13 protein-coding genes are annotated in these 14,522 nt (G+C 64.9%); 3 read left to right on the top strand and 10 right to left on the bottom strand.

From position 1 onward, the window contains the following. The first annotated feature begins 24 nt into the window (after window positions 1-24). Complete coding sequence (locus EV669_RS03335; RefSeq protein ID WP_054285192.1) at window positions 25-810, top strand: tRNA threonylcarbamoyladenosine dehydratase; 786 nt, start codon at window positions 25-27, stop codon at window positions 808-810. Here EV669_RS03335 and EV669_RS03340 read toward each other — a convergent pair. The 10 genes from EV669_RS03340 to EV669_RS03385 all read right to left on the bottom strand — a co-directional run bounded on the left by EV669_RS03340 (window position 798) and on the right by EV669_RS03385 (window position 13,088). After that, window positions 798-1,541: a substrate-binding periplasmic protein gene (locus EV669_RS03340; protein ID WP_054285193.1), complete on the bottom strand. Its 744-nt coding sequence runs from the start codon at window positions 1,539-1,541 to the stop codon at window positions 798-800. The genes EV669_RS03335 and EV669_RS03340 overlap by 13 nt on opposite strands. 67 nt (window positions 1,542-1,608) lie before the next feature. After that, entirely contained in the window at window positions 1,609-2,607 is a 999-nt protein-coding gene (gene oppF / locus EV669_RS03345) for a murein tripeptide/oligopeptide ABC transporter ATP binding protein OppF (RefSeq protein WP_054285194.1), read from the bottom strand. Continuing rightward, window positions 2,600-3,601, bottom strand: coding sequence for an oligopeptide/dipeptide ABC transporter ATP-binding protein (locus EV669_RS03350; RefSeq protein WP_132097882.1), 1,002 nt, complete (start codon window positions 3,599-3,601; stop codon window positions 2,600-2,602). The genes oppF and EV669_RS03350 overlap by 8 nt, the downstream gene beginning before the upstream one ends. 10 nt (window positions 3,602-3,611) lie before the next feature. Continuing rightward, on the bottom strand, window positions 3,612-4,529 hold the full coding sequence (locus tag EV669_RS03355; protein WP_054285196.1) for an ABC transporter permease subunit: 918 nt from the start codon (window positions 4,527-4,529) through the stop codon (window positions 3,612-3,614). Between the two features lie 14 nt (window positions 4,530-4,543). Continuing rightward, window positions 4,544-5,464 (bottom strand): oligopeptide ABC transporter permease OppB, encoded by a 921-nt coding sequence (gene oppB, locus EV669_RS03360; protein WP_055433955.1) that lies wholly within the window; start codon window positions 5,462-5,464, stop codon window positions 4,544-4,546. Window positions 5,465-5,669: 205 nt separating this feature from the next. Next, window positions 5,670-7,292, bottom strand: a complete 1,623-nt coding sequence (locus EV669_RS03365; protein WP_054285198.1) for a peptide ABC transporter substrate-binding protein — start codon at window positions 7,290-7,292, stop codon at window positions 5,670-5,672. A gap of 169 nt (window positions 7,293-7,461) precedes the next feature. Further along, a complete protein-coding gene (locus tag EV669_RS03370; protein ID WP_132097883.1) occupies window positions 7,462-10,503 on the bottom strand; it encodes an efflux RND transporter permease subunit in 3,042 nt (1,013 codons plus the stop codon). Next, window positions 10,500-11,627, bottom strand: a complete 1,128-nt coding sequence (locus EV669_RS03375; RefSeq protein ID WP_132097884.1) for an efflux RND transporter periplasmic adaptor subunit — start codon at window positions 11,625-11,627, stop codon at window positions 10,500-10,502. Before EV669_RS03375 ends, EV669_RS03370 begins: the two co-directional genes overlap by 4 nt. Before the next feature lie 148 nt (window positions 11,628-11,775). Further along, the gene (gene pyrC, locus EV669_RS03380) at window positions 11,776-12,807 is read right to left on the bottom strand and encodes a dihydroorotase (protein ID WP_054285200.1); all 1,032 of its coding nucleotides are present in this window, start codon (window positions 12,805-12,807) and stop codon (window positions 11,776-11,778) included. Window positions 12,808-12,857: 50 nt separating this feature from the next. Continuing rightward, window positions 12,858-13,088 (bottom strand): sulfurtransferase TusA family protein, encoded by a 231-nt coding sequence (locus EV669_RS03385; protein WP_054285270.1) that lies wholly within the window; start codon window positions 13,086-13,088, stop codon window positions 12,858-12,860. 115 nt (window positions 13,089-13,203) lie between these two features. On the opposite strand from EV669_RS03385, the gene EV669_RS03390 reads away from it, so the two are divergent. Together EV669_RS03390 and EV669_RS03395 are read left to right on the top strand one after the other, a co-directional pair. Then, complete coding sequence (locus tag EV669_RS03390) at window positions 13,204-13,980, top strand: NRDE family protein (protein WP_132097885.1); 777 nt, start codon at window positions 13,204-13,206, stop codon at window positions 13,978-13,980. Beyond that, window positions 13,977-14,486, top strand: coding sequence for a CNP1-like family protein (locus EV669_RS03395; protein WP_132097886.1), 510 nt, complete (start codon window positions 13,977-13,979; stop codon window positions 14,484-14,486). The genes EV669_RS03390 and EV669_RS03395 overlap by 4 nt, the downstream gene beginning before the upstream one ends. Window positions 14,487-14,522: the final 36 nt, after the last annotated feature.

The following is a 14,522-nucleotide window of genomic DNA, read 5'->3' on the forward strand; positions in this document are numbered from 1 at the left end:
GCTTCTGGAAAGGACGGATTCTTCATGCACACAGCCGATCTTGCCCGCCGTTTCGGCGGCATTGCCCGCCTCTACGGCCAGCCTGCGCTCGACCGTTTCATGACCGCGCATGTCTGTGTGGTGGGAGTGGGCGGCGTGGGATCGTGGGCGGTGGAGGCTCTGGCCCGCAGCGGCATCGGCGCGCTGACGCTGATCGACCTGGACAATGTGGCGGAATCCAACACTAACCGGCAACTGCCGGCGCTGGACCCCTGCTACGGCATGGCCAAGGTCACCGCGCTGGCCGAACGGGTGCGTGCCATCCATCCGCTGTGCCGGGTCACCGAGGTGGAGGATTTCGTCACTGAGGACAACCTCGACCAGCTCTTCGGCCAACCTTTCGACTTCGTCATCGACGCCATCGACAGTCTGAAGATCAAGACCCGCATGGCAGCCCGCTTCGTGGCTACCCGCCAGCCCTTCATCGTCAGCGGCGGTGCCGGCGGCCAGATGGATCCGACACGCATCCGCGTGGCCGACCTGTCCGAGGTCACCTACGACCCCCTGCTCTCCAAGCTGCGCTACAACCTGCGCCGCCACCACGGTTTCGAACGCACGCCCGGACGAAAGATGCGGGTGCCGTGCGTCTACTCCACCGAACAGCTCGTCTATCCGGAGCGGGCCGCGTGCGACCTGGACGATCACGGACCGCAGGGGCTGTCCTGCGCCGGGTTCGGCGCCAGCATGCCGGTAACTGCCAGCTTCGGCCTGATCGCGGTCGCCGAAGCGCTGCGCACACTGGCCAAGCCCGTCCGTTCTCAGAAATCGTAACGGCCCTGCTGCCGGTAACGCTGCAGTATCTGGCGCACGGTGCCATCGCGCACCATGCCACTGAAGGCCCGGTCGAAAGCGTCCCGGTCGGTCACGCGGTAGAACCCTACATGGCGCGGCAGCGGCGGAAAGAGGTCGAACACCCTCAGCGGCTGGGCGACCTCATCCGGCAGCTTTTCCTGTGCCCGCAGCGCCCGGAAGATGTTGATATCCAAGAGCACAACGTCCACGCGCCCACGGTAGAGCAGTCGCAGCTGGGTGGCCTGATCGGCGTACTCGGTATACTGCGGCAGCTGGCGCGCCAGCCCCTCGAACTCTCTGCCCAGAAGTCGGCTGGCATTCTGGAACGCGGCCACACGGTAGCGTGCCAAGTCCGGCAGACCACGCAGTGTGATGTCCTGCCGGGCGAGCGTGATCGCCTTGTTGACGTACTGCACCACCGGCTGCGAGTAGAACAGCGCACTGTCTGCCTGAGGCCCCAGCGAGGTCATCGCATCAATGCGCCCCACGGCCAAGTCGGCCAGCGCACGGGCAGGCGGCATCGGCAGCAGCCGTGGCTCCATGCCCGCCCGGCGCAGGGCGGTCTCCACCAGTTCCACTTCCAGCCCGCCCTTGGCCTCCGCTTCCACGTAAGGGGGTTTGGCCAACCCCACCGCCACGGTCAGCGGGGCGGCCAGCGCTGTGTGCACCGGGAGCAGGGCCAGCAGTACGGCTCGCAGCAGGCGGAGCATCTTTCTCACAGGGCCTCCGTACGGAAAAAATGCCCTGCGGGGTGGCAGGGCGTTACGGGTGACAAACTCAGGCGCGGATGCACGCGGCGCGTGTCCGGTCCGTGATAGGCCGCAGTTTGGGCACCTCCCCGCCGCAGGCCTCGATCGCCAGCGGGCACCGGGTGCGGAACACGCAGCCGGAAGGCGGGTTGATCGGACTAGGCAGATCGCCCTGCAGGATCTGGATTTCCTTCTGGCGCTCCAGCGCCGGGTCGGGAATCGGAATGGCGGACAGCAACGCGCGGGTGTACGGATGCGTAGGCATCTCGTACAGCGCCTGCTTTTCGGCCAACTCCATCTCTCGGCCCAGATACATCACCAGCACACGGTCGGAGATGTGCTTCACCACTGCCAGGTCGTGGGCAATGAAGATCAGCGCCAGGCCCATCTCACGCTGCAGCTCCTTAAGCAGGTTGATGATCTGCGCCTGGATCGACACATCCAGCGCCGATACCGGCTCGTCGCAGATGATCAGCTTCGGCTCCAGGATCAAGGCGCGGGCGATGCCGATGCGCTGGCACTGGCCACCGGAAAACTCGTGCGGATAGCGGTTGATCATCTGCTCGCGCAGGCCCACCTTGGCCATCATGCTGCGCACGCGCTTCATCACATCGGCTTCGGACAGCTCCGGTCGATGCACGCGTAGCGGTTCGCCGATGATCTGGGCGATGGTCATGCGCGGGTTCAGCGATGCCAGCGGGTCCTGGAAAATCATCTGAATGTCGCGCCGCACGGCGTGCCAGTCCTTCTCCGTGCCCTGGCGCAGGTCCTTGCCCATCCATACGATTTCACCATCGGTGGCCGGGATCAGGTTAAGGATGGCCCGCGACAGGGTGGACTTGCCACAGCCGGACTCGCCCACCACCCCCAGCGTTTCGCCCGGGTAGAGGTCGAAGCTGACGCCATCCACCGCCTTCAGCGTTTTCTTGGGCGCCCACGGCCAAGCCTTGTCACCGGCCGAAACCTGGAAATGCACCTTCATGTTGCGGACCGACAGCAACGGTTCGCGCTTCTTGATCTCAGCCATGCACCACCTCCTCGCTCAGCTGGGCCAGCTGCTCGGCCGGCCGGTGGCAGGCCCGCAGAACGGTACTGCCTGCCGTGGACGGCACCAGCGGCGGCAATTCGTTGACACACTGCTCCGATGCAAAGCTGCACCGCTCGGAGAACGGACAGCCCTTGGGCAGGTTGGCCATGTTGGGCGGGTTGCCCGGGATGCTCATCAGCTCGCCACCTTCATGATCCAGACGCGGCAGGGCGCCCAGAAGGCCAATGGTGTAGGGATGGCTGGGGTGATAGAAGATGTCGTTGGCCGAACCGTACTCCATCACGCGCCCGCCATACATCACCATCACGTTTTCGCACAAGCCAGCAACCACGCCCAGGTCGTGGGTGATCATGATGATGGCAGTGCCGAAGTCACGCTGCAGGTCCTTCAGCAGGCTGAGGATCTGGGCCTGTACCGTCACGTCCAGCGCGGTGGTCGGCTCGTCGGCGATCAGTACCTCCGGCTCGCACAGAAGCGCCATGGCAATCATCACGCGCTGGCGCATGCCACCGGAGAACTCGTGCGGATACATGTCGATGCGCCGCGCCGCTTCCGGGATACGTACCGCCTCCAGAAGTTCAATGGCACGCTTCTTGGCGGCCTTGCGTGTCATGTTCTTGTGCAGTTCCAGCACTTCCGTCATCTGGCGCTCGACCGTCAGGTACGGATTGAGCGAGGTCATCGGGTCCTGGAAAATCATCGACACGCGGTCACCGCGGATCCGGTTCATCTCGCGCGGCGACATGGTCAGGAGGTTCTTGCCCTTGTAGAGCGCCTCGCCGGTGGTACGGCCGTTCTTGGCCAGCAACCCCATCATCGCCAGCACGCTCTGACTTTTACCCGAACCCGACTCCCCGACGATACCCAGCGTCTGGCCACGGTCCAGCTCGAAGTTCACACCGTTCACGGCGTAGACGAAACCGTCGTGCGTCTGAAATTGCACGCCCAGGTCGTTCACTTTCAAAAGGCTCATGGTCTCTCTCTCATCGGTCCTTCGGATCGAGCGCGTCGCGCATGCCGTCACCGATGTAGTTGGCGCAGTAAAGGGTGACCGACAGCAGGCCGGCGGGGAACAGCAGGATCCACGGCGTGGTTTCCATCACGCCGGTACCGTCCTCGATCAGCACGCCCCAGCTCGTCATCGGCTCCTGAACCCCCAGTCCGAGGAAGGACAGCACCGACTCGGTCAGAATCACGCCGGGCACGGTGACCGTGGTGTAGATCACCACGATGCCCAGCAGGTTGGGCACCACATGCCGGAAGATCAGTTTTGGGGTGGACACGCCGATGGCACGGGCTGCTTCCACATACTCCTTGGACTTGATCGACAGTGTCTGACCTCGTACGACCCGCGCCATGTCCATCCACGAGAACACGGTGATCGTCAGCACCACCAAGTAGAACTCGCGGCCCAGCAGCGTCACCATCAGGATGGCGATCAGCAGGTAGGGCACGGCATACATCATGTCCACCAGGCGCATCATGAAGGCATCCACCTTGCCGCCGATGAAGCCGGCCGTGGCCCCCCAGACAATGCCGATCGTGACCGAGGCGATCGTGGCGAGCAGCCCCACCATCAGCGAGATGCGGCCGCCGATCAGGCAGCGCACCAGCAGGTCACGGCCCAGCTCGTCGGTACCGAAGAAGTGCATGTTGAGCGTGGTGGGCGGCATGCTCATCGCCTCCCAGTCGGTATCCTCATACGAGTGCGGCAGGACCATCGGCCCGAAGATACAGGCCAGCGTGATCAGGGTAAGGATGATCATGCTGGCAACCGCCGCCTTGTTGCGGAAGAAGCGGCGACGCGCATCCACCCAGGGGCTGCGGCCTTCCACCGGCGCATTGTTGAGCGCGTTATCCAGCGTGCCGGCAAGGGCGCTCTGTTTGGAACGGAAAAGCATCGGTCGGCCCCCGGTCAGTAACGGATCTTGGGATCGAGCAGGGCATAAGCCAGATCGACCAGAAGGTTGAGAAGGACGGCCACGACCGTCACCAGCACCACCAGGCCCAGCACCAGCGTGTAGTCGCGGTTGGAGGCGCCGTTGACGATCAGCTTGCCAAGACCGGGCAGCGAGAACACCGACTCGGTCACCACTGCGGAGGTGATCGAAGAAATGGCCAGCGGCCCGATCACCGACACCACCGGCAGCAGCGCCGGCTTGAGCGCATGGCGCACCACGATGGTGCGCAGCGGCAGCCCCTTGGCACGGGCAGTGCGGATGAAGTTGCTGTTGAGCACCTCGATCAGGCTGCCACGCATCACGCGTCCGATGGTGGACACATTGATGAAGGTGAGCAGGGCCATCGGCAGGATCATGTAGCGCACGTCAAAGCCGTCCCAGCCGCCAGCCGGCATCCAGCCCAGCCAGATGGCGAACACCAAGATCAGCACCGGGCCGATCACGAAGGACGGGAAGGCGCTGCCAACGTTGCCCAGCAGCATCACGAAGTAATCCACGATGCTGTTCTGACGCAGTGCGGCCACGGTACCCAGCAGCACGCCGATCAGCACCGAGATCAGCAGCGAACCGCCACCAATGGTGAGCGAGACGGGCAGGGCCTTGGCCACCAGATCGTTCACGCTCCAGTCCGCATAGCGGAAGGATGCGCCCAAGTCGCCCTGCAGCAGGCTCTTGAGGTAATACAGGTATTGCTGCCACAGGGGCAGGTCGAGGTGATACTTCGCCTGCAGGTTGGCCATCACGGCAGCGGACACCTTGCGTTCGCCGTCGAACGGACCGCCCGGCGTGGCGTGCAGCATCAGATAGCACACGGTGATGACGAGCAGCAGCGTCGGAATCGTCATCAGGACGCGTCGGAAAGTATAGGACCACATGGGTGAGAGAACTCCATCCGTGACAGTCTCGTCTCCTTAACCGGGCTAGCCTTGTGGGCAGGCCGTGAAAGAGAAGGACCGGGCGGGACACGTCCGGTCCGTCAAGACTTCGGTAGCGCTTCAGGGCAGAGCCCGGAAGTTCGTGAGAACCCCGGGCTCAGTGCGAATCCGGCAGCGGGCAGCTGCCGGAACCTGGTGTGCAGGCTTAGTGCTTGATGATGTACAGGTCCTTGCTGCGATAGCGGTCCATCGGGTTCTTCAGCGAGTAGCCCCCAACGTACGACTTCACCAGACGCGGCACGGTGTACTGCAGCAGCGGCAGCATCGGATAGTCTTCCATCACCAGCTTGGCTGCCTGGGTCAGCAGCTGCTTGCGCTTGGCCGCATCCTGCGAGGCATTACCCTGCTTGATCAACTCCTCTGCCTTCGGGTTGCAGTTGAAGTTGTCGTTCTGGTCGGACTTGCACTGTACCAGCGTGAGGAAGGTGGTTGCGTCGTTGTAGTCAGCCACCCAGCCGTTACGGGCGATCTGGAAGTCACCGTCATGACGCTTCTTCAGCAGCACCTTGAATTCCATGTTCTCGAGCTGAGTATCCAGGCCGAGCTTGGTCTTCCACTCGGAAGCGGCGAAGATCGCCATCTTCTTGTGGTATTCGCTGGTGTTGTAGGTGAACTTGATCTTGGTGCCCGGCTTCACGCCAGCAGCGGCGAGCAGCTTCCTGGCTTCCTCGACACGTTTGGCCATCGGCCAGCTGGCCCAGTCGTAGGTGGTCACATCGGCGCCACTGGTGCCGCGCACGATCACGCCATAGGCAGGAACCTGACCGTCGGCGGTGATCTTCTTGGCCAGGATGTCACGGTCGATGACCATCGACAGCGCCTTGCGCACACGCACGTCCTTCAGCAGCGGATCCTTGTTGTTGAAGCTGTAGTAGCGCAGGCCCAGCATCGGCGCATTGCGGATGTCTTTCGGGAACTCGGCCTTGTACTTGTCGTAGGTGCCGGGGGGCAGCTGGTAGACCCAGTCGTTCTCACCCGACTGGAACAGCTTCACATCGGCATAGCCGTCTTCAACCGGCAGATAGGTGACGCGGGTCAGCTGGACGTTCTTGGCATCCCAATACTGTGGGTTCTTTTCCAGGACCACCTTGCTGTTGACCTGCCAGTCCTTGAGAACGAAGGCGCCGTTGCTCACCATCTTGCCCGGCTTGGTCCAGTCCTTGCCGTACTTCTCGACAGCGGCCTTGGGCACCGGGCCCAGGTTCAGGTTGGAGACAACGTCCGGCAGGAAGGCGACCGGATACGGAGTCTTCACTTCCAGGGTGTACTTGTCGAGGGCCTTGATACCCAGCTCGGCCGGCTTCTTCTTGCCTTCGGCCACTTCCAGGCCGTTCAGGACGAACGTGCCGTAGGTACTGGCGTACGGCGAAGCAGTCTTCGGATCGAGGAAACGCTGCCAGCCGTAGACGAAATCATCGGCGGTCACCGGGGTGCCATCCGACCACTTGGCATTCTTGCGCAGGTTGAAGACCCAGGTCGTCGGATCTTTCTGCTTCCAGGTTTCGGCCACGCCCGGCACGACCTTGCCGTCGGCATCGGTCGCGGTCAGACCTTCGAAGAGGTCACGGGTCAGGTTGTTGGCCCCTACGGACTCGGCGATGGCCGGATCCAGGGTTTCGGTTTCGGAACCGTTGTTACGAACCAGCTCCTGTTTGGGGCTGAGTTGAACGCCAGCGGGTACCTTGGCGGCGAGGGCAGCACCCGAAACGCCAGCCAAAGCCAGTGCAACCGATGCAGCAACCATACGAAGCGCGGTCTTGTGCGTCATTCGCCTACTCTCCTGTTTTGTAGTGTGAGCCCCGGATTCACGGGTTTGGGTGAATTGTCTCCACTCGATTGTCTACCGGAGTGGGGCGGCCAATTATGCGCCCGCTTTTTCGGCCACTTCAACCCCTGCCAGAAGAATGTGACAAAGGTTTGACGCAGGTCGTAGCGTTTCATCTACTTTGCTGATTCAGGAAAGCATTTTCCACTGCGGAATACGCGCATGGCACTACAAGCAGCGTCAGCAGCGTGGAAGACACCATGCCGCCGATCACGGCCACGGCCAGAGGGCCGTTGGTTTCGGCCCCGGCACCGAAGCCCAGTGCAGCCGGCAGCATCGCCAGCACCACGGTAAGCGACGTCATGAGCACCGGGCGCAGACGCACGGGGCAGCTTGCACCGAGTGCTTCGTCCACCCGCATCCCCTGGGCGCGATACTGGTTGGTGACGTCGACCAGCAGGATGGCGTTTTTGGCCACCAGCCCGATCAGCAGTACCAGGCCGATGACCGAATAGACGTTGAGGGTCTGTCCGGCCAGCCACAGCGCGGCCAGCCCGCCCACCAGCGCCAGCGGTTCGGCCAGCATGATCACGGCCGGCTGCACGAAGGAATTGAACTGTGCGGCCAGGATCAGATAGAGCATTAGCGAGGCGAGCCCGAACACTAGCAGCAGTTCGCCACCGGTGCGTGTCAGCTCGCGCGCCTCGCCGGTGAACTCGACCCGATAGCCGGGCGGCAGGGTGTCGCTGGCCACCGTGCGCACCGTGTCGATGGCTTCGGCCAAGGGCAGTTCCGGCGAGGCCGAGAGCCCCACCGAATACATCAGTGCCATGCGCTCGATCTGGTTGGACCCCAGCACCGGGCGGATATCGGCCACGCTCGACAGGGGCACCGGCACATCGCCGGCACCCTTGAGGTAGATGGCCGACAGGTCTTCCGGACGGGTCAGCGCGGTATCCGTGGCCTTGAGCCGGATGGAGTAGCGCTCCCCATCGCCGTCGGAGAAGTTGCCCACGTCGCTGCCGGCAGTCAGCAGATTGATGGCATCGAGCACGTCGCGCGTGGAGAAGCCGGCACGGGCGGCCGCCTCGCGGCGCACCTGCACCGAAAGCTTGGGCAACTGGCTTTCGCTGTCGGTGTCCGGGCGGCCCAGCCCCGGAACTTCGGCCAACCGCTCGCTCAGGGCGGCGGCGCCCTGCCGGGCCTTTTCCAGGTCGGGCCCGACGATGGCGAACTTCAGCTTGCCGCCGCGACTTTCGCCCACGCGCGGATAGGGGTTGGCCATGATGCGCGCACCCGCCACGCCCGCCAGCGGTCGCCGCAGGGCATCGATGATTTCGGCCTGGCTGCGGTGGCGCTCGCTGCGCGGCTTGAGGCGCACCATCATGTTGGTCTGGTTGGCCGAAGTGCCGGTGAAGCCGCCGACAATCGACAGCACGTTCTCCACCTCAGGCACCCGCCGCAACAGTGCCTCGACCTGGCGGGTGCGGCTATCCGTGTAGGCGACGCTGGACCCCACCGGGGTGCGTACCGACACCATGAAGCGGCTCTCGTCTTCCTGTGGGTAGAACTCGGCCTTCAGCACCAGTCCGATCGCCGCACCGGCCATTACCAGCAGTAGCGACACCCCCAGCACCGCGGCGCGGCGGGCCAGCGCCCAAGCCAAGAGGCGGCGGTAGCCGGATTCCAGTCGCTCGAACTGTCGCTCGAACCAGCGGTAAAGCGGGCCGTGACCAGTCGCTGCCTTGAGGAAGCGCGAGCACAGCATCGGTGTAAGCGTCACAGACACCACCAGCGACACCAGCACGCCCACCGACACCACCACAGCAAAGGTGTTGAACAGCCGTCCAACGGTACTGGTGAGGAAGATCACCGGCAGGAAGATCGCCACCAGCGACAGCGTGGCCGCCACCACGGCGAACACCACCTCGCTGGCGCCCCGGATGGCCGCCGGCTCGGGTGCCTCGCCGGCCTCCTCGCGGCGGTGAATCGCCTCCAGCACCACGATGGCGTCGTCCACCACCACGCCGATCAGCAGCAGCAGGGCCAGCAGGGTGATGGTGTTGAAGGTGTAGCCCATGAAGTACATCAGAGCCACGGCGCCCAGCAGGGATACCGGAATGGCCAGCGAGATGATCAGTGTCGCGCGCCAGTTGCGCAGGAACAGCCACACCACCAGTGCGGCCAGTAGCGTGCCCTCCACAAGATGGTCCTTCAGGGCCGCCACCATCTCGTTGATGAAGTCGGCGGTGTTGGAGGCCACGGTCAGCGACAGCCCGGACGGCAAGGCCGGACGGACCTGCGTATCCAGCCTGCGCAACACTTCGGCGGCAATCGCCACCGTATTGGTGTTGGGGATGCGAACGATGCCGATGCTGATCGTGGGCTTGCCGTCCAGCCGTGCGTAACTGCGCACATCACCCTCGCCGTCGATCACCTGCGCCACATCCGACAGGCGCACCGGCGCCTCGCCCCGCCAACCGATGACCAGGCCCTCCAGCGCGCGCACCGAGTGGAACTCCTGATCCAGGTCCACCAGATATTCGCGCGGCCCGGCGGTGAGATAGCCACCCGCTTCCTGACGATGCTCGCGGGCAAAGGCGTTCTTGATATCCTGCGCCGTCAGCCGGTAGGCGGCCAGTCGCACAGGATCCACCTCGACGCGGATCACGCGCTCGCCCCGGCCTCGCACCTGCACTTCACCGACGCCGTCGATCGTCTCCAGCTGCTTGCGAATCACGCTATCGGCGTAGCGGTACAGCTCCCGCTCCGTGCGGTCGCCGGTAAGAGTGAGGTACATGATGGCCGAGGCATTGGCATCGGTCTTGGTAATGACCGGTGCGTCGGCCTCGTCGGGCAGACGCCGCCGCGCACGCTCCATCTTGGCCTGCACCTCGTTGAAGGCCACGTCGATGTCCTTGTCGAGGGCAAAGGTGATGCGCACCGTTGAGCGACCGATCGACGAGGTGGACTCGAGAATGTCGATGCCCGGGACGCTGTTGACCGCGGCTTCGATGACCTGGGTGACGCTCTGGTCGATCACGTCGGGCGAGGCACCAGTCAGCGTGGTGGTGATGGACAGGGTAGGCTGCTCGATGGCCGGATAGCGGTCCACCCCGATGCGCTGGTAGGCCACCACGCCAAGCAGCACCACCACCGCGGACAATACGAACGCCAGCACATGCCGACGTACGAACAGGGCAATCAGGTTCACGCCCGGGCCTCCTGCGGCGCCGACGCGCCTTTCCGGCCGGGCTTGCCGCCCGGCGGTGCTACAAGACGGATGCGGCTGGAAGGCGAGAGGAAGCCGGCACCATCCACCACTACACGTTCGCCTGCCTTCAGGCCGGCCAATATCTCCACGTAGCCGTCGCTTTCCAGGCCGGTGGACACTTTGCGTTCCTCAACCCGCTCCCCCCGCGCCAAGTACACCACGCGCCCGGCCGGGCGCTCGACCACTGCCAGGGCAGGGATGGCCAGACCGGTGCGTTCGGCCAACCTCACCTCGGCCGGTAGTGTGGTCCCCGCCAAGGCGAACCCCGCCGGCAGGGACGCATAGGCAATACGGGCACGGCTGGCCGTATCCAGCGTGGCGCGCACCTCTTCCAAGCGGGTGCGCACCTGCGCTCCGTCCTCGCCGAGCACCACCGTCATCCCCGGTGCCAGACGGTCGGCCGCGCTACCGCCCACGGCGATGCGGGCGCGTCGTGCGCCGGCGCCCTGCAGGCGGAACAGCACCCGCCCGGTGCTAACCACGTCACCCGGCTGGACCTCACGCGTCTCGATTACCCCGGACACCGGTGCCACCACGGTTGCCCGGGCCGTATCGCGGCGGCGGCTGGCAGCGGTGGCCTGTGCCGCAGCCAATTGTTTCTCCAGCGCGGCCTGCTGCGCGCGCGAGGTGGTCACGGCAGCCTCCGACACGAAACCCTGCGCCCGCAGGGCCTCGTCACGCCGGGTCTTGGCCGTCTGGTCGGCCAGCAGCGCAACGAGGCGTGCCACCTCCGCCTCGGCAGCCACGCGCGTGTCGGACAGGGTGGCGGCATCCAGCCGGGCCAGCACCTGCCCGGCACGTACCGACTGTCCGGCCTGGACCTCAACACTCAGCACCCGCCCCCCTACCTCGGCAGCGACCTGCGGCGTGTCACGTGCCTCGATCTCCGCATACGCCCGCACCGTCTGCGCCAGCGGTCGCTCGGCGGCAGGGGCCACCGTCACGGTAACCGGCGGCGGCCCTTTCTTGCGCCCACCGCCTTTGTCCGTGCCGTTCTCGCCGGCCGGTTTGCCAGAACAGGCAGTCAGTACCATTACAAGCGCGCAGAGGGTGAAGAGACGCATGGCGGTCCGCAAAGAGTGGAAGTGGAAAGGGAAGGCGGGCATCTTAGCCCGGGGCCCATGACAAGCGTGAGAGGGGTTCACAGTCGTTAACCATTTTCCAGCGAAAACGCCCGGGTAAACCCGGGCGCTTGCTGGCGGAGCACGGCCGTCAGTCGGCCAGCTTCCAGCGTAGGGTTTCTCCCGCCCGCAGTGGAACCAGCACGGTATCGCCGTACGGCAGGCTAGCCGGCACCGGCCAGCTCTCCCGCACCAGCGTCACGGTCTCGCTGTTGCGCGGCAGACCGTAGAAGTCCGGTCCGTGGAAGCTGGCAAACGCTTCCAGCCGGTCCAGGGCGTCTGCCTCCTCGAACGCTTCGGCGTACAGTTCGAGGGCTGCGTGGGCAGTGTACATGCCGGCGCAGCCACAGGCCGCCTCTTTGGCGCCCTGCGCGTGCGGTGCGCTGTCAGTGCCGAGGAAGAAACGGGGCGAGCCGGACGTGGCGGCCTTCAGCAGCGCCTGGCGGTGCTGCTCGCGCTTGAGTACCGGCAGACAGTAGTGATGCGGACGGATGCCACCGGTGAAGAGCGCATTGCGGTTCATCAGCAGATGGTGCGCGGTGATAGTGGCCGCAACGTTGGCCGAAGCCTGCGCCACATACTCGGCCGCCTCGCGTGTGGTGATGTGCTCGAACACCACGCGCAGTTGCGGCAGGCGACGCACGAGGGGCTCGAATACACGCTCGATGAACACCGCTTCCCGGTCGAACACATCGACGTCCGGGTCGGTCACTTCGCCGTGCACCAGCAGCGGCAGCCCCGACTCGGCCATCGCCTCCAGCGCGGGCATCGCCTTGTCGATCGCGGTAACGCCCGCGTCGGAGTTGGTGGTGGCACCGGCCGGATAGAGCTTCACCCCATGGATGAAGCCGCTGGCGCGTGCACGACGGATCTCTTCGGCCGACGTATTGTCGGTGAGGTACAGCGTCATCAGCGGCTCGAAGCGGCTGCCCGCAGGCCGCGCGGCCAGGATGCGCGCTCGGTAGGCTGCGGCAGCCTCCACCGTGGTGACGGGCGGTCTAAGGTTGGGCATCACGATGGCGCGGCCCATCTGGCGGCAGGTATCGGGCAGGACAGCGGCCATGGCTGCGTCGTCGCGCAGGTGCAGGTGCCAGTCGTCGGGACGGGTAAGGGTCAGATGCACGGGGTTCTCTCGCAGGGCAGGAAGTGTTACAGCATAACATTGACCAGCGCTTACTTGCGCTTGAGCACCATGCGGAACTTGCCGTCGGGCGTGGTTTCCGATGTCAGCAATGCATTACCGGTCTGACGGCAAAACGCCTCGAAATCCTTGGGTGCCCCCGGGTCGGTGGCCAGCACCTCCAGCACCTGGCCGCTCTCGAGTTCGGCCAGGGCCTTCTTGGCGCGCAAAATGGGCAAGGGGCAGTTCAGCCCGGAAAGGTCGATGGAACGGTCTATCTGCATGGCACTCTCCGCCGCGGCAATCTTGCCGCCACAATCGGTTACAATGGATTTGGCCATTTTAAGGCCGACCCGCGCACCGCGCCCAACTTTCCCATTACCGGACTGCCCCCATCGCATGTGTGTCATCGCCCTCGCCTACAAGACGCCCGCCCTCGGGCCGCTGGTGCTCGTGGCCAACCGCGACGAGACCTATGCGCGGGCAACGGCTCCGCTCGACCGCTGGCCGACCGGAACGGAAACCCTTGGCGGGCGCGACGATGTCTCGGGCGGCAGCTGGCTCCTGGTGGATGCGCGGGGCCGGTTCGCCGCCGTTACCAACATCCGCGACGGCCGTCCCGTGCAGGCCGCACGCTCGCGCGGGGAACTGGTGGTGCGCTTCGTCACCGGCGACGCGTCCGCCCTGGACTTCGCGCGCACGCTGGCGGCCGAGCACGACCAGTATGCGCCCTTCAACCTGCTCTTCGGCCAAGTGGACGACCTCTTTCACTTCCATAGCCGCACACAACGTCTGACCCGGCTGACGCCCGGTGTGCACACCTTGTCCAATGCCACGCTGGATACGCCCTGGTTCAAGTCGGAGCGCTTGGCCGCGCACCTGCGGAACGCGCGCCGGCCTCCTGGCGAGCGGGATGCCTATGACTGGCTGGCGGACCCGACACCGGCCGCGCCAGAGCAGTTGCCCAACACCGGCGTCGGCCTGGCTCTGGAGAAAATGCTGTCCCCGGTCTTCATCCGGGGGCGAGACTACGGTACCCGCGCCTCGATGCTGCTGACCGTCAGCACACGTGGCGACATCCTTTTCTGCGAGCGCAGCTATGGGCTGGCCGGTCGCCCCACCGGGGACCGACGCTTTTCGCTGCGGCCCGCCCCTGTACCAAGGAGAATCCCTTGAAGAAGTTCCTGCTGGCCGTGATGGCCGTACTGGCCACGGCCCCCGCATTTGCCGCCAAGAAGCACGACAACAGTCCCAAGTATTGGGTGGAAGATGACGACCAGAAGGTCTGGACGGAAGAAAGCTACACCCTGCCTGGCTATCCCAGCACTGCCCTGTGGCGCCCGGTAGCCGTGGGCGGCAGCTACACCAACAAGCTGTTCGTGGATGAGACCACGCTGGGCGTGGGCAGTGACGCCGCCTTGCGCATGATTACACGTGTGGTCAGCCCCAGCGGTGTGGAAAACCTGGCGGTCGAGGGCCTGAACTGCAAGCTGAAGACCTACCGCACCTATGCCTTTGGCGATGCCGCGGGCAAGAAATGGATGGCCTCCTTCAATGAAGACTGGCGCGCCATCGCCTACGACGACAAGGTGCGACGCGCCCTGTTCGCTGCCTTCTGCGATGAGTACATGCCCCCCAGCGGCCGCGAGCAGGCCGTCAAGCTGCTGCGCGGTGCGAACTGACACCGTGCACTGACCGTGACCTGCCAGGTGGCCCTG

The sequence above is a fragment of the Gulbenkiania mobilis genome (genome assembly GCA_004346645.1).
Lineage (GTDB): Bacteria > Pseudomonadota > Gammaproteobacteria > Burkholderiales > Chromobacteriaceae > Gulbenkiania > Gulbenkiania mobilis.

Excerpts from the sequence above, each read along its gene's own strand:
- EV669_RS03335 (WP_054285192.1), top strand. The coding sequence starts at position 25 with ATGCACACAGCCGATCTTGCCCGCCGTTTCGGCGGCATTGCCCGCCTC.
- EV669_RS03340 (WP_054285193.1), bottom strand. The coding sequence starts at position 1,541 with ATGCTCCGCCTGCTGCGAGCCGTACTGCTGGCCCTGCTCCCGGTGCAC.
- oppF (WP_054285194.1), bottom strand. The coding sequence starts at position 2,607 with ATGGCTGAGATCAAGAAGCGCGAACCGTTGCTGTCGGTCCGCAACATG.
- EV669_RS03350 (WP_132097882.1), bottom strand. The coding sequence starts at position 3,601 with ATGAGCCTTTTGAAAGTGAACGACCTGGGCGTGCAATTTCAGACGCAC.
- EV669_RS03355 (WP_054285196.1), bottom strand. The coding sequence starts at position 4,529 with ATGCTTTTCCGTTCCAAACAGAGCGCCCTTGCCGGCACGCTGGATAAC.
- oppB (WP_055433955.1), bottom strand. The coding sequence starts at position 5,464 with ATGTGGTCCTATACTTTCCGACGCGTCCTGATGACGATTCCGACGCTG.
- EV669_RS03365 (WP_054285198.1), bottom strand. The coding sequence starts at position 7,292 with ATGACGCACAAGACCGCGCTTCGTATGGTTGCTGCATCGGTTGCACTG.
- EV669_RS03375 (WP_132097884.1), bottom strand. The coding sequence starts at position 11,627 with ATGCGTCTCTTCACCCTCTGCGCGCTTGTAATGGTACTGACTGCCTGT.
- EV669_RS03385 (WP_054285270.1), bottom strand. The coding sequence starts at position 13,088 with ATGCAGATAGACCGTTCCATCGACCTTTCCGGGCTGAACTGCCCCTTG.
- EV669_RS03390 (WP_132097885.1), top strand. The coding sequence starts at position 13,204 with ATGTGTGTCATCGCCCTCGCCTACAAGACGCCCGCCCTCGGGCCGCTG.